The sequence below is a fragment of the Frankia umida genome (genome assembly GCF_023242945.1).
Taxonomy (GTDB): Bacteria; Actinomycetota; Actinomycetes; order Frankiales; family Frankiaceae; genus Frankia; species Frankia umida.
The window spans coordinates 43,736-65,293 of record NZ_JALKFT010000028.1 but is presented as its reverse complement, the minus strand read 5'-3'; the positions used below and the strand labels follow the sequence as shown (position 1 = coordinate 65,293).

17 protein-coding genes are annotated in these 21,558 nt (G+C 72.5%); 9 read left to right on the top strand and 8 right to left on the bottom strand.

The features are described from left to right. Positions 1–181: 181 nt before the first annotated feature. Positions 182–532 carry an RNA polymerase-binding protein RbpA gene (locus MXD59_RS20970; RefSeq protein ID WP_163550238.1) on the bottom strand — a complete coding sequence of 117 codons (351 nt, stop codon included), beginning with the start codon at positions 530–532 and terminating at the stop codon, positions 182–184. A 96-nt stretch (positions 533–628) separates the two neighbouring features. Here MXD59_RS20970 and MXD59_RS20965 point away from each other — a divergent pair, with 96 nt between their 5' ends. The 3 genes from MXD59_RS20965 (at position 629) to MXD59_RS20955 (ending at position 3,346) form a co-directional block, all read left to right on the top strand. Continuing rightward, positions 629–1,057, top strand: coding sequence for a hypothetical protein (locus tag MXD59_RS20965; protein ID WP_248826334.1), 429 nt, complete (start codon positions 629–631; stop codon positions 1,055–1,057). Between the two features lie 56 nt (positions 1,058–1,113). Then, positions 1,114–1,560, top strand: coding sequence for a peptide-methionine (R)-S-oxide reductase MsrB (msrB, locus tag MXD59_RS20960; protein WP_248826333.1), 447 nt, complete (start codon positions 1,114–1,116; stop codon positions 1,558–1,560). 550 nt (positions 1,561–2,110) lie between these two features. Beyond that, the gene (locus tag MXD59_RS20955; protein ID WP_248826332.1) at positions 2,111–3,346 is read left to right on the top strand and encodes an epoxide hydrolase family protein; all 1,236 of its coding nucleotides are present in this window, start codon (positions 2,111–2,113) and stop codon (positions 3,344–3,346) included. A gap of 19 nt (positions 3,347–3,365) precedes the next feature. Here MXD59_RS20955 and MXD59_RS20950 read toward each other — a convergent pair whose 3' ends face one another. Next, positions 3,366–5,354, bottom strand: a complete 1,989-nt coding sequence (locus MXD59_RS20950; protein WP_248826331.1) for a DNA polymerase — start codon at positions 5,352–5,354, stop codon at positions 3,366–3,368. Positions 5,355–5,432: 78 nt separating this feature from the next. Here MXD59_RS20950 and MXD59_RS20945 point away from each other — a divergent pair, with 78 nt between their 5' ends. The 3 genes from MXD59_RS20945 (at position 5,433) to MXD59_RS20935 (ending at position 9,415) form a co-directional block, all read left to right on the top strand. Beyond that, positions 5,433–6,059, top strand: a complete 627-nt coding sequence (locus MXD59_RS20945) for a hotdog fold domain-containing protein (RefSeq protein WP_248826330.1) — start codon at positions 5,433–5,435, stop codon at positions 6,057–6,059. A 299-nt stretch (positions 6,060–6,358) separates the two neighbouring features. Continuing rightward, a complete protein-coding gene (locus MXD59_RS20940) occupies positions 6,359–6,646 on the top strand; it encodes an FDXHR family putative zinc-binding protein (protein ID WP_163549519.1) in 288 nt (95 codons plus the stop codon). Positions 6,647–6,784: 138 nt separating this feature from the next. After that, the gene (locus tag MXD59_RS20935) at positions 6,785–9,415 is read left to right on the top strand and encodes a DEAD/DEAH box helicase (RefSeq protein ID WP_248826329.1); all 2,631 of its coding nucleotides are present in this window, start codon (positions 6,785–6,787) and stop codon (positions 9,413–9,415) included. Here the strand turns inward: MXD59_RS20935 and MXD59_RS20930 are convergent. Then, positions 9,393–12,053, bottom strand: a complete 2,661-nt coding sequence (locus MXD59_RS20930) for a diguanylate cyclase domain-containing protein (RefSeq protein ID WP_248826328.1) — start codon at positions 12,051–12,053, stop codon at positions 9,393–9,395. The genes MXD59_RS20935 and MXD59_RS20930 overlap by 23 nt on opposite strands. A 280-nt stretch (positions 12,054–12,333) precedes the next feature. Here MXD59_RS20930 and MXD59_RS20925 point away from each other — a divergent pair, with 280 nt between their 5' ends. After that, complete coding sequence (locus MXD59_RS20925; protein ID WP_308222771.1) at positions 12,334–12,969, top strand: response regulator; 636 nt, start codon at positions 12,334–12,336, stop codon at positions 12,967–12,969. A 79-nt stretch (positions 12,970–13,048) separates the two neighbouring features. Here the strand turns inward: MXD59_RS20925 and MXD59_RS20920 are convergent, their stop codons facing one another. Both MXD59_RS20920 and MXD59_RS20915 read right to left on the bottom strand, forming a co-directional pair. After that, complete coding sequence (locus MXD59_RS20920; protein WP_248826327.1) at positions 13,049–14,620, bottom strand: bifunctional aminoglycoside phosphotransferase/ATP-binding protein; 1,572 nt, start codon at positions 14,618–14,620, stop codon at positions 13,049–13,051. Between the two features lie 330 nt (positions 14,621–14,950). After that, the gene (locus MXD59_RS20915; RefSeq protein ID WP_248826326.1) at positions 14,951–15,445 is read right to left on the bottom strand and encodes a hypothetical protein; all 495 of its coding nucleotides are present in this window, start codon (positions 15,443–15,445) and stop codon (positions 14,951–14,953) included. Positions 15,446–16,183: 738 nt separating this feature from the next. On the opposite strand from MXD59_RS20915, the gene MXD59_RS20910 reads away from it, so the two are divergent. Continuing rightward, positions 16,184–16,714: a TM2 domain-containing protein gene (locus MXD59_RS20910; RefSeq protein WP_248826325.1), complete on the top strand. Its 531-nt coding sequence runs from the start codon at positions 16,184–16,186 to the stop codon at positions 16,712–16,714. A 139-nt stretch (positions 16,715–16,853) separates the two neighbouring features. Then, a complete protein-coding gene (locus tag MXD59_RS20905) occupies positions 16,854–17,201 on the top strand; it encodes a DUF2752 domain-containing protein (protein WP_248826324.1) in 348 nt (115 codons plus the stop codon). Positions 17,202–17,274: 73 nt separating this feature from the next. On the opposite strand, the gene MXD59_RS20900 is transcribed toward MXD59_RS20905, so the two are convergent. The 3 genes from MXD59_RS20900 to MXD59_RS20890 form a co-directional block, all read right to left on the bottom strand. Continuing rightward, positions 17,275–17,763 (bottom strand): acyl-CoA thioesterase, encoded by a 489-nt coding sequence (locus tag MXD59_RS20900; protein WP_248826323.1) that lies wholly within the window; start codon positions 17,761–17,763, stop codon positions 17,275–17,277. 63 nt (positions 17,764–17,826) lie between these two features. Continuing rightward, on the bottom strand, positions 17,827–19,557 hold the full coding sequence (locus MXD59_RS20895; protein WP_248826322.1) for an amidohydrolase family protein: 1,731 nt from the start codon (positions 19,555–19,557) through the stop codon (positions 17,827–17,829). Next, positions 19,512–21,251: an MFS transporter gene (locus tag MXD59_RS20890; protein WP_248826321.1), complete on the bottom strand. Its 1,740-nt coding sequence runs from the start codon at positions 21,249–21,251 to the stop codon at positions 19,512–19,514. The genes MXD59_RS20895 and MXD59_RS20890 overlap by 46 nt, the downstream gene beginning before the upstream one ends. Positions 21,252–21,558: the final 307 nt, after the last annotated feature.

The following is a 21,558-nucleotide window of genomic DNA, read 5'->3' as shown; positions in this document are numbered from 1 at the left end:
GACCAGCACCACCCCACCACCACCCTCCCCAGCAACGCCACCACCAGCAGCTAACCCCCCACACACAGCAACCACACCCGCACATGCCAAAGGGTCGGGCACGCAACCACCGTGCCCGACCCATCACCCCACCACGAAAAACCCGACACCAGCACCCCCACGCCCACAGGCGCGACAGCACTCAGGCGCTACGACGCCCCTCGCCGGTACCCCGCAGCACCGCCAACCGCTCCGCCAGCACCTCCTCCAGATCATCAGTCGTACGACGCTCCATCAACATGTCCCAATGCGTCCGCGGCGGCTTCGCCTTCTTCGGCTCCGGCCGCTCACCATCCACAATCACCGACGCCCCACCGCACACCCGGCACTCCCACGTCGACGGCACCTCCGCCTCCGCGGCGAACGGCATCGTGAACTGGTGCCCGTTCGGACAGTCGTAGGACGCCGACTGGCGTGGAGCAAGCTCGGTACTGCGGTCCGTCTCATACGACACCGCACCAAGACGGCTTCCCCGCAGGATGCGCTCGCCCATATAACTCCTCCGAGCGTCGAGTCGCCAGCAACTACCACCCGACAACGATCCAGCCAGCCAAGACGTTCCCGCCCCGGAAGGACACCTACCACAATCATGAACCCCACCCGCCGACACCCCCCCACCAGCCCCCCACACACCCTGCACACCCTCACCCTCGGTGTCCTCCGCACCGCCGTCGGACTCGCCGCCCTCACCCGCGCCGTCGACATCCTGCGCCTCACCGGCATCGACCGCACCACCGCCACCCACCTCGCCTGGACCGCCCGCCTCGCCGGCATCCGCGACATCGCCCTCGGCGCCGGACTCCTCACCGCCCACACCACCGGCCGCGACACCCACCTGTGGATCACCGCCGGAATGCTCGCCGACACCGCCGACGTTTCCGTCTTCGCCACCGCCACCGCCCGCGGCCACCTCCCACCCGCCCTCGGCACCGCCATGACCACCGCCGCCCTCGGCGGCGCCGCCGCCGCACTACCCCTGCTCCGCCGCCACCAGCCCACCGCCAACACAGGGGAGTAGCAGCCGAAACACCCCCACCAACCACCACCAGTCACCACCCGAAAGGACCCCACACCATGACCACCAGCAACACCCCCGACCAGCAGCCCACCAGCAGCGACACCACCCGCAAAATCGTCAAAACCGACGAGCAGTGGCGCGCCGAACTCGACCCCGACCGCTACGCCATCCTCCGCCAGGCCGCCACCGAACGCGCCTTCACCGGCACCTACACCTACAACAAGGACACCGGCACCTACCGCTGCGGCGCCTGCGGCGCACCCCTGTTCACCTCCGACACCAAATACGACTCCGGCTCCGGCTGGCCCAGCTTCACCGAACCCACCGTCCGCGACGCCGTCACCCTCATCGACGACCACTCCCACGGCATGACCCGCACCGAAGTCCGCTGCGCCCGCTGCGACAGCCACCTCGGCCACGTCTTCCCCGACGGCCCCGGCCCCACCGGCGAGCGCTACTGCATGAACAGCCTCGCCCTCGACCTCGACCCCCACACCCACTGACCCCACCACCCCCACCCTGCCGGGTCGAGCAGGCCCACACCCCGCCCGACCCGCACCCACCCCCACCAGAACCAACCGAACCCACCCCACCCAGAACACAGCACCCAGCAGAAAACGACCCCGAACCCCCCAAAAAAAACCGCGCCGATAATGCACATTATGTCAAGTAGGGCAGTGGGCGAGAAAACGATCATCGCGTCGCACCGTCCACAAGGATCTTCCGGGGGATGCTGGCCGCGCTGTGCGCGGTCGGCATCCCGACGAGGCGACACCACGCGCTCTCTCCTGCCACCAGCCGGCCAGTAGCGCCATATGTCGCGTTCCTCCGGAAAGTGCGGAGCGGAGGGACCCCCCTCCCCCAGGTGCGTGGTAATGATCTTAGTAGTTGATCAATGAGTCGCGTGGATGTCAACACTGTTGATTATCTTGGTGATGGACGAAGGGGTGCGGAGGTCGATCGTGGGCTGACCTTCGAGGGATGCTGGACGGGTTCGGACCGTGACCCGGTGGGCGCCGTCGCGTCCCGCTACCTCGGTAGGAGAGCCAGATCATGACGTCCCCCCGTGCCTTTCCGTTGGAGCCCGCCCCGATCCGGGTGTCCGATGAGGTCCTCGAGGATCTGCGGGTTCGGCTCGCCTTGACCCGGGAGCCGGTGGACGAGGGGAACGAGGACGGGTCCTACGGGGTCCCTGTCGGTTATCTGCGCGCGCTGGTCGACTACTGGCGAGACGGCTACGACTGGCGCCGGGCGGAGACGCAGATCAACGCCTACGAGCACTACCAGGTGACGGTCGCCGGGGTACCGGTGCACTTCCTGCGCCGGGCCGGGCGGGGTGTCCGTCCGATCCCGCTGATCCTGACGCACGGCTGGCCGTGGACGTTCTGGCACTGGTCGAAGGTGATCGGCCCGCTCGCCGATCCGGCGGCGTTCGGCGGTGACCCGACCGACGCGTTCGACGTGATCGTGCCGTCCCTGCCCGGCTTCGGGTTTCCCGGTCCGCTGACGGGTTTCCCGGACGTCAACTTCTGGAAGGTCGCCGACCTCTGGCATCTGCTGATGACCGAGACCCTCGGTCATCAGAGGTACGCCGCGGGTGGCTGCGACATCGGTGCTCTGGTCACCAGCCAGCTCGGCCACCGTTACGCCGACGAGCTGTACGGCATCCACATCGGTTCCGGTCTGCCGCTGGACTTCTTCAACGGCCCCCGCTCCTGGGATTTCGCCCGGGGCCGGCCCCTGTCGGACGACCAGCCCGCCGACGTACGCGCCCGCATCCTGGCTCTGGACCACCGGTGGGCGTCCCACCTGGCGGTGCACACCCTCGATGGTGCGACCGTCGCGCACGGGCTGGCAGACTCCCCCGCCGGGCTGCTCGCCTGGCTGCTGCGACGCTGGACGGCGTGGAGTGACAACGGCGGTGACCTCGAGCGGGTGTTCAGCCGGGACGACCTGCTCACCCACGCCACGATCTACTGGGTGAACAACTCCATCGCCACGTCGATGCGGTACTACGCCAACGCCAACCGGTATCCCTGGGCTCCTTCCCACGAGCGCACTCCGGTGGTGGAGGCCCCGGTCGGGCTGACCTTCGTCGGCTACGAGAATCCGCCCGGCGTCCACACGGCCGAGCAGCGGATCCGCGCGTTCACCAGCGGCCCGCAGGCCGCCTGGTTCAACCATGTCAACGTCAACGCCCATGACCACGGCGGCCACTTCATTCCCTGGGAGAACCCCGACGCCTGGGTGAGCGACCTGCGCCGCACCTTCCACGACCGCCGACCCTGAACCCCCGCTCCGGGCCGGGTCAGTGCGGCGCGTCGGACCAGCGGTGCAGGATCGACACGTCGGCGACGAGGCGCACGCCGCTGCCGGCCGCCCAGTAGGCGGCGGTCGCGGCCAGGGTGCGGTGCAGTAGCCCGGCGGCCTGCTCGGCATGCCGCCGGGGGACGTGGACCAGCAGCTCGTCGTGCAGGCACAGCACGATGTCGCCGTCGAGTGCCGCCAGTTCGATGCGGACCGTCGCCGCCCAGGCCTTGAACAGCTCCGCGGCGGCTCCCTGCACGACGGCGTTGCGGGCGAACCGCCCGCGGGCGATCAGGGCCTGCGGGGTCGGCGCGGCGTCGTCCTGCGCGTCGGGCGCAGGCGGGTCCGTCAGTCCCCGGGCCGCCCCTGGCCCGGCACCGGCGGCCGCGGCGGGGGCCAGGGGGATCAGCCGGCCACCGAAGGTACGCAGGTCACGGCCCTCACGGCCGGCGCTGTCGGCGGCGTCCAGGAAGGCCAGCGCCGTGGGGTAGGCGCGCCGCATCCGGCGCAGCGCCTCGCCGGCCGAGCCGGTGGTCTGCCCGTACATCGCGGCGAGCATCGCGATCTTCGCGTCGGCGCGCGGGCGGCCCAGGTGCGCGGCGACGGGGGCGTACATGTCGTCGGCGTGGGTGGCACGGGCCAGCGCGGTGTCACCGGAGACGATGGCGAGCACCCGCGGTTCGATCTGGCCGAGGTCGGCGCGGACGAACACCCGGCCCGGCTCGGCGACGACCGCGATCCGCAGGTCCGCGGGCAGGTTGTGCAGGCCGGCCTGGGCGGTCATCCGACCGGCCCCGCCGTCGCTGCCGTGCCAGGCGCCGCGTAGCCGGCCGTCGACGCCGACGTGTTCGTCCAACCAGCGGTGGCCGTAGGTGGTGGCGATCCGTTCGGCGCGCCGCCAGGCGAGCAGGGCGCCGACGACGGGATGCGCGCCCCGCAGCGGTTCGAGGCGACCCGAGCGGGTGTCGGGGACGTCGATACCGATGGTGCGCAGACCCGCCCGCACCGCCGCCGGGTTGCGCAGGTCGACCGGTGCGGGCAGGTGGGCGAGCACGGGCGCGTCGCGGCGGCGGCGGGCCGCGTGCTCGTCAGCGGGGGTGTGCGGGCGGGGGCCGATCAGCTCGTCGAGCAGTGCCTCGGCGACGGGCCTGGCCAGGGGCAGCCCGTCGCGTTCGAGTTCACGGGCGAGCAGTTCGGCGGCGGACTCCGACCAGGCGGTGAGCACGGACAGGGGGATGCGGCCCGGCTGGGGACGGCCATCGGCCAGACGGCGCAGCGCCACCGTCTGGTGCTCGTGCACCGTCAGGGCGAGCTGGGCCAGCCGGGCGGCGCGACGCAGCGCCTGGGCGGCGGACGGGGCCCGGGCGAGCCAGTCGGCGTCGAGCTGACCGTCACCGCGTAGTGCGTCACCGTCGATCCCGATCTCACCGCCGACGCCGACGCCGGCGTCGGCGTGGCCCGCCCCGGCCGAGACCGGCGCACGCAGGACGGCGTCGGCCCCGGTGTCGTCGCCGGAGGCCATCGTGGCGACATCCCAGAGATCAAGCTGCCCCGCAGCGGCCCGCATGGGACGGGTGGATCCCCGCGGCGGCGGTGGCGGCAGGCCCACGGCAGCCGCCCAGACGGCCGGTTCGTCGCCGCGGCGGCCCCCGTGCAGCAGACGGTGCACGGCGGACAGATCCCAGCAGGCGGCCAGGCGCACCCGGGCCTCGATCACCACCTGCGTCGCGGGCCGCGACGACCACCACACCCAACGGGGCCCGAGACGACGTTCGATCTCGGCAAGGTGGCGCCCGGCCTCGCCCGGGCCCGCGACGACCCCGAGCCCCGCCGGCCCGGGCGCCAGGCCTGCTGACCAGGCCAGCGCGAACCCGACGCCGGGCACGGCAACGATGGCCAGGGGATGGCGGGTGGGAAGCTTCGCCGCCCACAGCGCGGCGCACGGGTCAGATCCCGGTCGCGACAGGACACAGACCGGCGCCGAGGGCATGGGTCGATTCTGACCGGTGGGTCCGACAGTTCTCCCCCACCCCACTCGCCCTGCGGCCGGGTTTGTCATGCTGGGCCGGTGAGTGAGGTCAGCACGGGGCATGCGGATTCCCGACCATATGGCCGCCTGGCCGACACACCGGAGCCGGCCGGCGGCGCGGACTACGAGCGGCTTGCCGCGAACCTGCGTCATCTGTTGGATGCCGTGGGAGGCGCGCGGCTGCCGAACCCTCTGGTCAGCCGGGTGGCCGATCAGCTGGCCGAGCTCGGCGCGCAGCTCGCCCCGTTCGCTGTCGCGGAGAGCGAACGGGTCGCGGGACGGCGCTTCGACCTGCCGGGGCGGGGCCAGACGATGGTGCCCGTCCTGCACTGGGACGAGGCCGACGCCCACCATGGCCGGTGCCGGCTGACGTTCGGTCGCCATTACCTCGGCGGCGGTGGCGCGGCGCATGGTGGTGCGGTGCCGCTGGTGTTCGACGAGGCGCTCAGCGCGGTGGCCAACCGGGACCGGCCGATGGCCCGCACCGCGTATCTGCACGTCGACTATCGTGCGATCGTGCCGATCGACACCGAGCTGTGGGTCGACGTGGAGGTCGACCGCGTCGAGGGCCGCAAGTGCTATCTGCGCGGCGGACTGCACCATGGCGATGTCCTGTGCGCGCAGGCCGAGGCGCTGTTCGTCGAACTCAGGCCCGGCCAGCCCTGACACCGGCCTCACCCCTGGTGTCGGCGTCTCCCCTCCCCCAGGTGTGCTCCTCCCGGGCAGGTTTCGCCACCATGATCGTTTTTCTGCCACTGGGACGGCGTCAACACCGTTGATTATCTTGGTCGGGGATGCTCTGGGCGGTGGAGTACCGTCGGGCGCGCCCAGGTGCACCGCTGGACGTGGTCTACCGCTGGACGTGGTCTGCGGCGACGCGACAGGCGAAATGCCGGCGTTCGAAACGTGAACCGGTGAGAATCCCGGTCTACGGGGATATAGGGGTTCGGGGGAAAGGTGGCCGGATGGCGGGGCGGGACAGTGAGTACGAACGTCCCATCCTGCTTGCCTGCGGCGGCTGCGACGCCCGGTGGACCGCGCTGACCGCCGCACACTGCCCGACCTGCCATACGACGTTCGCCAGCGCCACCAGCGGGTTCGACGCCCATCGGGTCGGCGGTACCTGCCAGCCGCCACCGCAGGTGGGGCTGCACGAGGACCGCGGCTACTGGCTGCTCGCCGACGAGCGCGCCCCGGGCCGGGTCCTGCACGCCGAACCACCGGACACGATCACCCGCCGCATGGCCGGCTGACGGGGCCGGGCCACTCCCCCGCACCACGCGGCTGGCCAGGGCGGACGGCGGGCGGGGCCGCTCGGTCGGCCCCTGGCGCCGATCCCGGACGGCGCCGCGGTGCGGTGGGCCGCGAGGATCAGGCACGATCAGGAGACCATGACTCTCGCCGACCACCTCCCCCCGCGTGTCGCCGGCGCTCCGGCTGCCCCCGGCGCCCCCGCGCTCACCACCTCCGCCCTCACCACCTCCGCCCTCACCGCCACGATCGCCGCCGAGCCGGATCCGGACGCCCTCTACGACGCGTTCACCGCGTGGACGTCCGAGCAGGGCCTGGAGCTGTACCCGGCGCAGTCGGAGGCTCTGATCGAGATCGTGTCCGGGTCGAACGTCATCCTGGCGACCCCGACCGGGTCGGGCAAGAGCCTGGTCGCGGCCGGGGCGCACTTCGCGGCGCTGGCCGCGGGGCGGCGCACGTTCTACACGGCGCCGATCAAGGCGCTGGTAAGCGAGAAGTTCTTCGCCCTGTGCGCGATGTTCGGGGCGTCGAACGTCGGGATGATGACCGGCGACGCCAGTGTCAACGACACGGCGCCGATCATCTGCTGCACGGCGGAGGTCCTCGCGAACATCGCGCTGCGCGACGGGGTCGCCGCGGACGTCGGCCAGGTGGTGATGGACGAGTTCCACTACTACGCCGATCCCGACCGGGGCTGGGCCTGGCAGGTGCCGCTGCTGGAACTGCCGAACACCCAGTTCGTGCTGATGTCGGCGACCCTGGGCGACGTGTCGCGGTTCGAGACGGATCTGACCCGACGCACCGGGCGGCCGACGGCGGTGGTCAGTTCGGCGCAGCGTCCGGTGCCGTTGTTCTACCGGTTCGTCACCACGGCGTTGCACGAGACGATCGCCGAGCTGCTCGAGACCCGCCAGGCCCCGGTGTACGTCGTGCACTTCACCCAGGCGCAGGCGCTGGAACGGGCGCAGGCGTTGATGAGTGTGAACGTGTCGTCGCGGGGTGAGAAGGACGCGATCGCGGCGGCGATCGGTGGGTTCCGGTTCACCGCCGGGTTCGGGAAGGTGCTTTCCCGGCTGGTGCGTCATGGCATCGGGGTGCATCACGCGGGGATGCTGCCGAAGTACCGGCGGCTGGTCGAACAGCTCGCGCAGGCGGGGCTGTTGAAGGTGATCTGCGGGACGGACACCCTCGGGGTGGGCATCAACGTGCCGATCCGCACGGTGGTGTTCACCGCCCTGTCGAAGTACGACGGGACGAAGGTGCGGCTGCTGACCGCCCGGGAGTTCCACCAGATCGCCGGACGCGCGGGGCGCGCCGGGTACGACACCGTCGGCAATGTCGTGGTGCAGGCCCCCGAGCATGTGGTCGACAATCTGAAGGCGCTGGCGAAGGCCGGGGACGATCCGAAGAAACGGCGCAAGGTGGTGCGCAAGAAGCCACCGGAGGGCAGTGTCGGCTACGGCGAGCCGACGTTCGACCGGCTCGTGACGGCCGAGCCGGAGCCGTTGACGTCCCAGTTCACCGTGTCGCACGCGATGCTGCTCAACGTGATCAACCGGCCGGGTGACGCGTTCGCGTCCATGCGCCATCTGCTCACCGACAACCATTCCGACCCCGCCACCCAGCGGCGGCTGATCCGCCGGGCGATCGCGATCTACCGGGCCCTGCTGGCCGCCGGCGTGGTGGAACGTCTCGACGGCCCGGACGAGCTGGGGCGCACGGTGCGGATCACCGGGCAGCTGCAGCTCGACTTCGCGCTCAACCAGCCGCTGTCGCTGTTCGCGCTGGCGGCGCTGGAGCTGCTCGACCCGGCGGCGCCCGGCTATGCCCTCGACGTGCTGTCGGTGTTGGAGTCGACGCTGGACAATCCCCGCCAGGTGCTGCACGCCCAGCTCAGCCGGGCCCGCGGCGAGGCGGTCGCGGCGATGAAGGCGGAGGGTGTCGAGTACGACCGGCGGATGGAACTGCTCGAGGAGGTCACCTATCCGCGACCGCTGGCCGAGCTGCTCGGCGCGGCGTACGCGACCTACCGGCAGGGCCATCCCTGGGTCGACGACTACGAGCTGGCGCCCAAGTCGGTGGCCCGCGAGCTCTACGAACGGGCGATGACGTTCGCCGAGTACGTGTCGTTCTACGGGCTGGCCCGATCGGAGGGACTGCTGCTGCGCTATCTGGCCGACGCCTACAAGGCGCTGCGCCAGACGGTGCCCGAGGACGCCCGCACCGAGGAGGTCACCGATCTCACCGAGTGGCTGGGGGAACTGGTCCGCCAGACCGACTCGAGCCTGCTCGACGAGTGGGAGCGGCTCAGCGACCCGGGCTCCCCCGTCGACGCGGCGCTCGCGGCCTCGGCGGTCGACGATCGACCGCCGGCGGTGACCGGTAACCCACGGGCGTTTCGGGTGCTGGTGCGCAACGCGTTGTTCCGCCGGGTGGAGCTCGCCGCCCTGCGCCGCTGTGACCTGCTTGGGGAGCTGGACGGGCCGGCGCCGGGCGGGTCCGGGGTGGCGGGTTCGACGTTCGACGCCGAGCGGTGGCAGGCGGCGCTCGAGGGCTACTACGAGGAGTACGACCGGATCGGCACGGGTCCGGACGCGCGCGGCCCCGCGATGCTGCTGCTGAACCAGGACGGGCCGGTGTGGACGGCCCGGCAGATCCTCGACGACCCGGCCGGGGACCATGACTGGGGGATCAGCGCCGAGATCGACCTGGCCGCCTCCGACGAGGCCGGTGTCGCCGCCGTGCGGGTCACCGCGGTGGACCGTCTCTGATCCCCGACATGGGGGCGGGTGGGGCGGGTGGGCCGGGCGGGGGGGTGGCGACGGGGACGGCGCGGTCGTCGGTGCTGATGGCCCTGGGCAGGCCGAGGCCGACCGCCCGGGCCGCGGCGTCGGCGTCGACCGGGTCGGTGAGGATCATGTACTCGTCCAGCTCGTTCATGATGCGCAGAACGTGGTCACGGATGGCCTGGTGGCGCCGGCCGAGGGACGGGGACAGCCAGATGGCGCTCACCGCGTGGTCGACGGTGACCGATGTGATCGGCAGAATACTCATGATCATCAGGTTCGCGTCGGCGGCGCCGAAGTCGGCCACCCCCACCTCGATGCCGGTCGCGATCAGGTCGTTCAGCGGGCCCAGGCAGCTGCCGATGTCGAAGCCCCGTTCGGCGCCGTAGAGGTCCGCGATGACCTCTCCCGGGCGCAGGCTGCCGTCGTCCATCGCCGCGCGCAGCGCGTCCAGCACCGTCGCCGCCACGGGTACGCCGGCCAGTATCGGCAGGTACACCGGCGGCGGGGTGGTGGGGCTGGCGCGCAGCCGGGGGAGGTCGGCGACGACGCGCGCCAGGGCGGCGGCGGTGAGCAGGGGGATCAGCTGCGTCTGCTCGTTGGTGGGGACCAGGGTGATGGCCGGCAGATCACCGTGTTCGGGGTGGCACCAGCGCAGCTGTGTCTTCGTGCCGACCGCGTGGCCGTCGCGCACGTCCACGACCGGGCTGTAGCGCATCCGCAGCGAGCCCTCGCCCGGATCCCCGCGCAGCGCGCGCAGCAGCGCGATCCTCGGGGACATGCTGGCGGGATTGTTCTCCAGACTCGGGTCGTAGAGGGTGAGGCTGCCCTTTCCGGTGCGTTTCGCCGCGTACATCGCCGCGTCGGCGCGGTGCAGCAGGCTCTCGGAGGACAGTTCCTCCCACGCCTCGGCGACGACCAGGCCGACGCTGGCGCGCACGCTGTGACGCACGCCGGAGAGCACCGTGGGTGCCCGGACCGCGGCGAGCACCCGGCTGCCGATGATCGCGGGAGTGTCGCCGCCGGGTACCAGCAGGATCGCGAACTCGTCGCCGCCGAGGCGGGCGACGGTGTCCCCGGCGCGCACCGCGTGGGTCAGCCGGCTGCCGGTGACCTGCAACAGCCGGTCGCCGGCCGCATGACCGAGGGTGTCGTTGACCCGTTTGAAGTCGTCCAGGTCGACGTAGATGACGGCGAAGGAGCGGCCGTCGTCGCGTTGGCCGGCCAGGGCGGCGTGGAGCCGGTCGGCGAACAGGGCGCGGTTGGCGAGGCCCGTCAGCGGATCGTGGTAGGCCTGGCGCTGCAGGCGTTGTTCACTGCTCTCCAGGCGGTGCAGCAGACCGACGTTGTCCGCCAGAGTGATCATCTGGCGGGCGAGGACCAGGACGGGCAGGGCCAGCAGCGCGACCACGTCCACGACGTTCAGCCCGCTACCGACGGACACGTCGACCAGGGCGATGAGGCTGGCGGTGGCCAGTGGTAGCAGCGGCAGCAGGATGTGCGCCCAGCGTTTCGTGAACGGGCCGGGTTCGGCCGGTGCGCCGCCGTCGGCGCGGGCGGGGGCGGGGGCGGGGGCGCGTTCGGGGGCCAGGCAGGCCAGCAGCAGGCACCAGCTGGCCAGCAGCCAGGCGATCTCCGGGCCGGAGCGCAGGACGACATGCTGGACGGCGATGTTCGCGGTGTAGAGGAGCAGGCTCGCGGAGATCCCGGTGAGCGCGACGGAGAGCAGGATGAAACCGGTGGTCGCCGCCGGCCGGCGAAAGATCCATAACAGTGCGGTGGCGCAGACCAGCAGCTGGCTGAACACGCACAGGACGAGGGCGACGACGAAGTGTTCGGTGTCGCCCACCCCGTTGTCGACGATCCGGTGCAGGAACAGCGCCCAGGCCAGCAGGTTCACCGAGCCGACGACGATGAGACTGTCCAACAGGGTGGTGAGCCACCAGCGGTGGCCCATCAGCACCCGTCGTTCGGCGGCGGCTCCCGGCGCGTGCATCGGGTAGGCCAGCAGCGCCACCAGCGCGCAGCCCACGATCGGCAGGAGCAGCAGATGGCCGTAGCCGAGGTGTAACTGGTCGGCTAACGGCCCCGCGGTCGGGGAGATGAACACCGCGGCCAGCGCGGCGAGACCGATCGCGAGGTCCACCACCGCCACCAGCAGACGCCAGGTGCGGTGGCGGCCGCGCGCACGGCATCCGGTGCGTACGGCGACGGCGCACGCGAGCAGCAGGACGACGGCGATCACCGCGCGCAGCACCCGCGACGCGACGGTGTCGGGCAGGAGCAGCACCCCGGGGCAGATCACGGCGCAGCTCACCAGCGCGATCACCAGCCAGATCCGCATCGCGGGCGTCATGCGCCGGGCGGTCGGCGACGCCGACGGGCGCACCGTCCACCCGGATTCGCGGTGGGACGCGGGCGGACGGCCCGCGCCCCACCTGGAGCTCGGATCGACACCACGGTCGACACCACGCGGGGACGTCCCCGGGCCGGGATCGAACAGCGGCTCGGCGACGGGAGCGACCGCGACGACAGGAGCGTCGCGGGTGGAACCGGTCGGTGCGGTGGAGCCCGGCGGTGCGCTACCGCGCGCGCCGATGCTCGACCGGCCGGATCGGGACATCATGACTTCGTTGGATTTCGTCGTGATCACCTCGCCCTGTCCGGCCAGGCCAGCTGGACGACTCTCCCCTGCCCGAGCCACCCCGTGTTCCTGCCCGGTCTGAGGGGTCCCTGACGCACGGAGAAAGACGCACTTCTCAGCGTGACCCCTTGTACGTATGGCAACGGCCCCCCGCGGGCCCCGCCACCCCGCCCCGGTGCGTGGCCCGGACGTGCCACCTGCCGCCGGGGTCACCCCCGTTCGCGGCCGCGGCGACCACCTCGAGCAGTATCGTCACACTGTGAGCACCGTACGGGTTTTTCTGCTGGATGACCACGAAATCGTCCGCCGGGGGATCCGGGAGATGCTGTCCGAGACCGGCGACATCGACGTGGTCGGTGAGGCCTCGACGGCCGCCGAGGCGCTGCGCCGTATTCCCGCGACCCGGCCGAGCGTGGCCGTGCTGGACGCCCGCCTCGAGGACGGCAACGGTATCGACGTCTGCCGGGATCTGCGTTCCGCGCATCCCGAGATCGGCTGCCTGATCCTCACCTCGTACGACGACGACGACGCCCTGTTCGCCGCGATCATGGCCGGGGCGGCCGGCTACCTGCTCAAGCAGATCAAGGGCACCGACCTGGTCGGGGCGATCCGCACCATCGCCTCGGGGCGGTCCCTGCTCGACCCGGCGGTCACCCAGCGGGTGCTCACCCGGCTGCGCGAGGGGCCGGCCGAGGACCGCAAGCTCTCGACGCTCGGCGAGCGGGAGCGTCAGATCCTCGTGCTGATCGCCGAGGGGCTGACCAACCGGCAGATCGCCGGGCGTATCCACCTCTCGGAGAAGACGGTCAAGAACTACGTGTCGGCGATCCTGGAGAAGCTCGAACTGTCCAGCCGCACCCAGGCCGCCGTCTACGCCACCCGCATCGACAAGTAGCCCGCCGACCCGCCAACCGGCCAGCCCACCGGAGCACCGGAGCACCGGAGCGCCCGGTCCCCGCGGGGCTCGGGCGCCGCTAGTCGAGGTGGTTCAGGACGGTCTGCAGCGCCTCGGCCACGGACACCGCGGTGCGCACCACCGTCGCCGACGGCCACGGGTCGGCCCGGGCCGCCATCGCCTGGTGGATGGCCCCGGTCGCCTCGCTCGCGCCGGGTCCGGCGGCGATCCGCCGGGCGATCCGGGCGGCGGCGACCTCCGGCGCGGTCACGCAGTGCAGCTCCACCAGATCGGCGCAGACCTCACCGGCGAGCTGCGCGGCGATCGTGCGGTGCCCGGCGCTGGAGAACGAGGCGTCGAGGACCACGCTCTCCCCCCGGCACAGCGCCGCCCGGGCCCGCCGCAGCATCTCCGTGTAGGTGGCGTCGGTGATCTCCGGGGCGTACCGGCCGACACCGAACGTGCCCTCGTCGGGGCTGGCCGGCTCGCCGGCGAGTTCCCGGCGGATGATGTCGCTGCGTAGCAGGACCCAGTCACCGACCTCGGCCAGCCGGCTGGCCAGCGTCGTCTTCCCGGTGCCGGGCAGGCCACCGACGACGGCCAGGCGTACCCGTCCGGAACGCAGATGCCGGTGGGCGACGGCCAGCAGCCGCCGGGCCCGCTCGGCGGCGTCCGGATCGCCCTGCCCGTGCGCACAGGCCGTCCGGGCCTGGTCGAACGCCCGGTAGGCGACGTAGAAGTGCTGCAGGGAGCGGGGATGGACCTCGCCGCTGAACTCGCGGTAGTCCTCCAGGAAGTCGGCGGCCTCCTCGGCCGCGCCCAGCCGCTCCAGGTCCATCGCCAGCGACGCGACATCGCCCAGGATGTCCCCGGCGCGGGCCAGCGGGTCGCTTTCGACACAGTCGAGGATTCGCGGGCCGTCGTCGAGGCAGAAGATGTCCTCGGCGAGCAGGTCGCCGTGGCCGTCGCGAATCCAGCCGGCCCGGGTCCGTTCGGCGAGCAGCTCACCGCGTCCGGCCAGGTAGCGCAGCGCCAGCCGGCCGATGTCGTCGACGACGGCGGCGTCGAGCTGGCTGCCGCGAAACACCGAGATCCCGGCCAGACCCTCCCGCCAGCGGGCCTCCAGCGCCGCCCGCTCCCCCGCCGCGGCGATCCGCGGGGACGTCTCGCACCGCTGGTGGAACACCGCCAGCGCCCGGGCGATCGAACGCAGCAGCGGCGCGAGCCGCGCCCCCCGGCGCACCAGCGTGGACAGCTGACGGCTCGCCGGCATCCGCCGCATCACCACCAGATGGTCGAGCAGGGTGCCGGCGTCGTCGTACAGATCGGCGACTCCCAGGTAGACATCGGGTGCCAGCCGGCGGTTGAGCGTCACCTCGGCGGCGCACAGCTGTTCGCGTTCGCGCAGTTCGGCGGCGGTGGGCGGGCCGGCGGGCAGGGGCTTGCGACGTTTGTAGGCCCGGTCGGCGGTCAGGTACAGCACCGCCCCGTGGGTCTCCCGGATGGACGCTGCGGCGAGGTCGGCGAGCTGCGGGGCGCGCAGCCGGGGCGGTCCCGCCCCGGGGACGGCCGGGACCGGGACGCCGGTCGGACCGCGACTGTCACCGGCACCTGCGCCGGGCAGCGCATCCCGCACATACTGGACGGTCATCGCCTCTCCCGGGGGTTACGTGAAACTCTCGCGGACGACGCCCGTTCCACCGTCGAACAGTCGAACTGCGGCCTTTGCTGGTTCTCACTGGTCATGCTCTCCGGCGGACGCCACGCGCACGACCGCCAGAGGTAGCCTCCCCGAAGGACGTTCGGACCACCGCCGGTGGTCATCCGTCCCGCACCCGATCGCCGGGCCCGATCGCCGAACGACGTTGCCGCCGGCCCGCCAGACGCGTTCCTCGTACGTCGCGGGAACGGCAACGACACCTGTTCGTCCGTGCTCACCCGGCGCCGCGGGCCTTTCGTGTGCTCAGTGTTGCCCGTGTGCTCAGTGCTCCTCGAACTCCCGCAGGAATGCGCCGCGGCGCGCGGTCGTCTGCTGGACGAGACGTTCCGCGTGGGCGAACGCCTCGTCGTCGAGCAGCAGATCCGCGCAGTACCGGTCGAGCAGCGCCGCGAGGGTACGCAGCACCTCGCGCAACTGCGCCGGATCCGCCGCCGTCCACCGCCAGGTGTTCTCCCGCAGCCCGTGGACGGCCTGGAGAACATCCTGGACGCCCAACGCCCGCGGGTGCTCCCCCGCGTCCACCGGAGCCGGTTCCCGCAGGCCGACCTGGGCACCCAGCGCCCAGCACGACCAGGGATCGCAGGCCACGTCCAGAACCCGCCGCCCGCTGGCGAACAGCACATGCCAGCAGGTTCGTTCCGCCAGGTACAGGCCGTACTTCTCCGCGAACGGTTCGAGGATCTCCATCGCGGCCTGGGCGAACTCCGCCGTGGCCGCCCCGCCGCCCGCCTCCGCACCCGCCGCGTCGTCGTACATGCGCGCACACCGCCTTCCAGGCTGTTCCCATCCCGGCTGCGGCCCGTCACCTCCGGGCCACGGCGAACGCCGCAGATGGACTCAGGGTGAACTGTAGAAGACGCCACGGCGCGGCGGGTGGCGAAACCGTACGGATTTCACGCCGGCCGCCGATTGTCGAGGCCACCCGCACACCCGGCTCCGCACCGCGCATCCGCGATATCCGGAACACCGCCACAAAGCCGCTCTCGGCCGGCACGTCGCATTCCCCCGACGGATGCCGAAAAACACCAGGTCATCACGCCCACCCCGGACGTCGACCGACTCCGCCCACCACGCGTCCGTGCCCCCACGGTGACCCGGCCCGCGCGTGCGCACCGGCGACTCCCGGCGGCGTGCTCCCCCGGGGAACCGATCCGGTGCCGGGCTTGGTGTCCTCGGCGACGTGGGGCACTTTGGGGCTGTTCGCCGCGGACCACCGGCGTCGCCCTGGTGAGGCCGAGCCGGCGCCGTCAGTCGTACCCGTCCCCCGCGTCATGACCGCAAGCGCTGAACCTGTCGCACTGCGCAGCGAGTCGCCCAACGGACAGCTCGCGATGCACCAGCCCAGGTCGCGGGACCCGCGGGCCCCGATACCATCGCCTCGATCACCGCGCGGGGGGCGCCGCGGCAGCCGGACAGCCAGAGATCTTCGATCTTTGGTGACCGTCCAGGCGACACGCCTCAGGCCGCGGGCAGCGCACATCCTGGGAGCACACGATGACCACGCCATGGCAACCGCAGGACGCACAGGGACAACCGAATCCCGGCCAGCCCGGCGGCTACACCGATCCGAACTGGGCCGAGCAGGGCGGCTACCAGATCCAGCCGGGCCAGGGTGGATACCAGGGCCAGCCGGGTCAGGGCGGCTACCAGGGTCAGCCGGGTCACGGCGGTCAGCCCGGCTATGGCGCTCAGCCGGGCTATCCAGGTGGTTACCAGGGCCAGGGCGGGCCCGGCTATGGGCCTGCCTCCGGCTATGGGCAGCCCGCCCCCTTCGACTCCAACGCCCCGTTCGGCCGCCATCCGGTCACCGGCGAGCCCTACTCGGAGAAGCAGAAGCTCACCGCCGGCCTGCTGCAGATCCTGCTCGGTGGAGTCGGTGCCGGCCGGTGGTACCTGGGCAACACCGGCATCGCCCTCGCCCAGCTGTTCACCTGCGGCGGCCTCGGCATCTGGGCGCTCATCGACGGAATCATGATGCTCACCGGCAGCGTCCGCGACAAGCAGGGCCGGCCGCTGCGTGACTGAGCGACTCCCGTCCCCGCCGGCGCCTGCGGGGACACCCCTGCCGCCGGCGGAGACGGGACCGCCACCCGCGCCACCGCCACCGCCACGGTCGCTGTCGTCCGAGCGGGTTCGACGACGTCGGAGGGCCGCCGCCGCCGTGATGGCCGGCACCGCGCTGGGCCTCACCTACGTCTACGGCCACAACCCGCACGACCCGACCGTGGCGATGCCCACCTGTCCGATCCGCCACGTCACCGGCCTGGACTGCCCGGCCTGTGGAACCCTGCGCCTCACCTACGATCTCCTGCACGGCCACTGGGCGCAGGCCGGCCATGACAACCTGTTCGTTCTGGCCGGGGCGCCCCTGCTCCTCGGTCTGCTCGTGCGCCAGACCCGGGCGGTCTGGCAGGGCCGCCATGCCCCACTGCCCCCCGCGCTCGCCTACGGCCTGGGCGCGACCGCCCTGACCTGGATGATCATCCGAAATCTCCCCGGATGGCCGCTGTGACCTCGCGGGTTCGTCCGGACGTCTCCTGATCCTCCTCGGGAGAGGCGCGGCGGAACGTCATCAACGCCGTTGATTATCTTGGTCGGGCGTCCTGGGCGTCGATGTCGGGGGTCGCCTCGATGCCGGGGGCGGGGAAGGCCACCGTCTCGATCATGGTGCGCAGGTGGGGTGGCAGGGGGGTGGGCAGGCCGTCCACCAGGTGGACGATCACCGCGTCGCTCAGGCCCAGGCACACCGAGTCGAGGAAGAGGCCGGCGCTGTGGGTGAACGAGGTGGTGCCGAGCCGGGAGACGCCGATCCCGATCGTGTAGGTGCCCGGGAACGGCGCCTCGGCGAGATACTGGGTGCTCACCTGGGCCACGACCAGCGAGAAGGAGCGCCGTCCGGGTGCCTCTGGGAAGACACGCAGGTCGACGGCCACCCGGGCGTCCTCGTAGTAGGAGGAGAGGGCGACGTTGTTCAGATGCCCGTTGACATCCATGTCGCTGAACCTGGCGATGACGGCGTGGCTCAGCGGGTAGCTCGCGAGGCTCAGTCGAAACGGGTCACGTCTGGGGTCCATGCCGACACTGTGCCGAGACCGGGTTCCACCGTGGCCGGCACGCGAGCAATCTCTCACCGCCACTCAACGATCCCCGCCCGCCGCCTCCCCGCCCGCCATGTCCCCGGCCCCGTCCGCGTCCGCGCGGATCACCCGCCCCTGCTCCGCGTCCTCCGGGTGGACGAGGACGCCGGCCACGAAGGTGCACCGGACGTGCTCAGCCCGCGGATCCGCCAGGACGTCGGTCAGGCCGGGGCGCAGCAGCACCAGGTCGGCGGGCGCTCCGGGCCGGATCGTGCGTAGCCGGGCGGGATCGTCCGAGTGGCCGAGGAACAGGGCCAGCGCTGTCACCGCGGGCAGCCGTTCGTCGCCGCCGAGCAGGGTTCCCGCCGCGGTGCTGCGCCGCACGGCCGCGCGGACCGCCGCCCAGGGATCGGCCCCGCCGAACGGTGTGTCCGTCCCACCGGCCAGGCGCACCCCCGCCCGGACCAGGGACGCCGCCGGGTAGAGCGACCCCGGGTCCTCGTCGTCGACGTCCACCAGGTACTGGTCGCCCCGCTCGGCGACGAAGTTCGGCTGGGTGACGACGGTCAGTCCCCGTTCGCGCAGCTCGCCGTACAACTCGGACGGCAGCACCGCCCCATGCTCGATCCGATCACCACCCCCATCTCCCTCACCACCGCCCCGACCGGTGGTGCCGGCGACCGTGGTGGTGGGTTCCCGCGCCGCTGACCGGCCCGAGACGGGTACGGCGGCGGCGAGGGCGGCGAGGGTCAGCACGGTCTGCACCCGGGTGACGCAGTGCACGGCCACGGGATGACCGGCCAGGTGCGCGGCGTCGATCCGGGCGGTGAGACCGTCCAGCTCAGGCAGCCGGTCGTCATCCAGGATGATCTTGACTGGCCCGTCGACGACCCCGGGACGCGCGGGCGGTCCGGGGCGCGCGCAGGGCCCGGGCGGTCCGGGATGTGCGGGTGGCGCGGGGGGTCCGGGGGGGCTGGGCTCGCAGGGTGCGGGGGCGGGTTCGGGGCGCATCAGGACGAGCCGTTGGGGCAGGGCGCCGTGGCGGGCGGCCTCGACGAGCAGCCTGCGTTCGGCGGGGCCGCGTCCGGGGGTGGCGTCGGTGAATCCGGTGACGCCGCGGGCGGCGGCCTGTCGTCCGACGGCGGCCAGATCGAGGGTCACCGGTGGGATGGCCGGGTTGGCGCGCAGCCAGTCGTCCATCCGCCACAGGCGCCCGGTGGGTCGTCCCGACGCGTCGCGTTCCACTCCGGGCAGCGGACAGTCCGCCACCCCGGCGCGCGCGATCGCCGCCGAGTTCAGCACCCACAGCGCTCCCCCGCGATGCTGAAGCCGCACCGGACGGTCCCCGCACAGGTCGTCCAGGGCGTCCCGGTCGAGCTCACCCGCGACCGACGGGTGGTAACCGACAGCGCGCACCCAGCCCTGTCCCGCCGGGGGTCGGCCGGCGCGCAGGGCCGCGCCCAGTCCCCCGCGGTCGACGACGGTCGGCGGGCCCACCCCTACCGACCGGATGGCGGCGGCCTGGGACATCAGGTGCACATGATGATCGTGTAGTCCGGGGAGCAGCGCGCCACCGGCGGCGTCGATCACCGGCTGCCCGGGCAGTGCCGGCAGCCCCGGCGCGCTGACCTCGACGATGTGTCCGGCGGCGATCCGCACGTCGACCAGCGGCGGTCCACCGCGCGGTGGCGCGTCCAGCGACAGGACCGTCGAGGGCCGGGTCGGGAATGCCTGGCAGCGGCGGATCAGGAATCCGTCGGCGCCACCCGTGGAGTTCTGCGTACGGCCCATTGCGACCACCCTATGGTCGCCGCCCTCCGCTCGGTCGCCGACGAAGCGCTCACCGCGCTCACCGCCGACGCCGCGGTCACGGCAGCCCCGGAGGTCACGGCAGCCCCGGGGGGCAGGGCTGGTGCGAAAGGCACCGCGGAGGTGGCGGGCGCCGCGGAGGCCAGAGACAGCGAGGGCGCGCAGGACCCGCAGGTCAGGGCGGGGGCGGGGGTGTTGGCGAAGGGGATGAGGCGGCGCGGGGGAAGGCGACGGGCGCGGTGGCGGGCGCGGACCGGGGCGAGGATCGCGGCGAGGGTGGCGAAGACCGCGGCGAGGCCGGCGATGGCGAAGACGGTCCGGAAGGCGGCGAGGGTGGGGACGGGACCGACGGAGGTCGCGACCGACAGATGACCGAGGATGGCGGCGACGGCGGCGCTGCAGGTCGCCTGGCCGACCATCCGCATGAGGACGGTGATGCCGCCGGCGGCGGCGGTCTGCCCGCGGGGCACCGCCTGGACGGTCAGCATGGACACACCCGAGTAGGCCAGGGCGGTACCGGCGGCGACCACCACCCCACCCAGGATGATCATGATGAGGTGGTGGCTGTCGGCCAGGCGGAGCAGGTAGCCGGCGGTCAGGATGTTCGTGCCGAGCAACAGGGTGGTCCGCGGGCCGCGGGTGGTGGTGATCCACGCCGACAGGGGGGAGAGCGCGGCCATCACCAGTCCCGCGGGCAGCAGGCACAGTCCACCGGCCAGCACCGACAGGCCCAGGCCGTAGCCGGCCTCCTTCGGCACCTGGACGAGCAGGGCGGTGCACATCGCGTTGGCGTAGAAGGCGAAGCCGACACCGAGCGCGGCGAGGTTGGCCATCAGCACCGGACGGCGGGCCGCCAGACGCAGGTCCACCAGCGGATCGACGGTGCGGACCTGCCGGCGGGCCCACCCGACGAGGATCACCAGGGTCGCGGTCGCCAGGCCCAGCACCCGGAGGCGCAGGGGTCCGCCGGCCGCGGCCTGGGAGACGGTGAGCAGCCCGCACAGCAGGCCGGCGGCGAGTCCGACGGCGCCGTGGGTGTCGAAGCGGGCCGGTTCGCGCACCGGTGACTCCCGCACGACCATCCGCGCGGCGACCAGCAATGTCAGGCCACACGCGGCGATCACCCAGAACATCACGTGCCAGTCGGTGTACTGGACGATCAGCGCCCCGAACGGGATGCCGACGACCGCGCCCACCCCCACCGTCGCGCTCATCATCGCCACGGCCGCCCCCACCCGGGCCGCCGGTAGTTCGTCGCGCAGAATGCTGATCGACAGCGGCACCACCGCCAGGCAGGCGCCCTGCATGCCCCGCCCCGGGATGAGCAGCCACAGCTGCGAGGACACCGCGCACAGCAACGATCCGGCGACCAGGACCCCGAGGGCGACCAGCAGCATCCGCCGCTTGCCGACGATGTCCCCCGCCCGGCCGAACAGGGGCGTGACCACCGCCGCGACCAGCAGTCCCACGGTGATCAGCCAGCTGGCGCTGGTGGCCGAGGACCCGGTCAGCCGCGGCAGCGCCGGCAGCAACGGGACGAGCCAGACCTGCGCGACCGCGGTCAGTACCCCACCGGCCCCGAGGACGACGGCGAGCCGCCGTCCGCGCCCGGTACCGACCGCGACCAGCGGCACGGTGGGGGCGGCGTCGATCGGATGCAGGGCAGGTACGTCCACAGGGCTCCTCGTGCAGGTCCGCAGGCCCCTGGCCCTGGGGCGCTGCGATGGCCCCCGGGATGACCCACCGGCACAGTGAACGTCCCGTAACTTTCGAAGGTCAACGCCGCCCCCACCGGCGCACCCCCGCCCCCGTCTGCGTCCGTGCAGGTCACAGCCCTACCGGGGGTGGACCTCCTCCCCCCGTACCGCCCACCACCTCGGTGCCCGCTGGCACCCTCACCCCCGCCCCCCACGCCCTCCGGTCATCCATCCGGGCTGTCGCGCATGTTTCCGGCCGTGGCGGAGGGGCCGCGGGCACGGACCC

Excerpts from the sequence above, each read along its gene's own strand:
- MXD59_RS20970 (WP_163550238.1), bottom strand. The coding sequence starts at position 532 with ATGGGCGAGCGCATCCTGCGGGGAAGCCGTCTTGGTGCGGTGTCGTAT.
- MXD59_RS20965 (WP_248826334.1), top strand. The coding sequence starts at position 629 with ATGAACCCCACCCGCCGACACCCCCCCACCAGCCCCCCACACACCCTG.
- msrB (WP_248826333.1), top strand. The coding sequence starts at position 1,114 with ATGACCACCAGCAACACCCCCGACCAGCAGCCCACCAGCAGCGACACC.
- MXD59_RS20955 (WP_248826332.1), top strand. The coding sequence starts at position 2,111 with ATGACGTCCCCCCGTGCCTTTCCGTTGGAGCCCGCCCCGATCCGGGTG.
- MXD59_RS20950 (WP_248826331.1), bottom strand. The coding sequence starts at position 5,354 with ATGCCCTCGGCGCCGGTCTGTGTCCTGTCGCGACCGGGATCTGACCCG.
- MXD59_RS20940 (WP_163549519.1), top strand. The coding sequence starts at position 6,359 with ATGGCGGGGCGGGACAGTGAGTACGAACGTCCCATCCTGCTTGCCTGC.
- MXD59_RS20935 (WP_248826329.1), top strand. The coding sequence starts at position 6,785 with ATGACTCTCGCCGACCACCTCCCCCCGCGTGTCGCCGGCGCTCCGGCT.
- MXD59_RS20930 (WP_248826328.1), bottom strand. The coding sequence starts at position 12,053 with ATGTCCCGATCCGGCCGGTCGAGCATCGGCGCGCGCGGTAGCGCACCG.
- MXD59_RS20920 (WP_248826327.1), bottom strand. The coding sequence starts at position 14,620 with ATGACCGTCCAGTATGTGCGGGATGCGCTGCCCGGCGCAGGTGCCGGT.
- MXD59_RS20915 (WP_248826326.1), bottom strand. The coding sequence starts at position 15,445 with ATGTACGACGACGCGGCGGGTGCGGAGGCGGGCGGCGGGGCGGCCACG.
- MXD59_RS20910 (WP_248826325.1), top strand. The coding sequence starts at position 16,184 with ATGACCACGCCATGGCAACCGCAGGACGCACAGGGACAACCGAATCCC.
- MXD59_RS20905 (WP_248826324.1), top strand. The coding sequence starts at position 16,854 with ATGGCCGGCACCGCGCTGGGCCTCACCTACGTCTACGGCCACAACCCG.
- MXD59_RS20900 (WP_248826323.1), bottom strand. The coding sequence starts at position 17,763 with ATGGACCCCAGACGTGACCCGTTTCGACTGAGCCTCGCGAGCTACCCG.
- MXD59_RS20895 (WP_248826322.1), bottom strand. The coding sequence starts at position 19,557 with ATGGGCCGTACGCAGAACTCCACGGGTGGCGCCGACGGATTCCTGATC.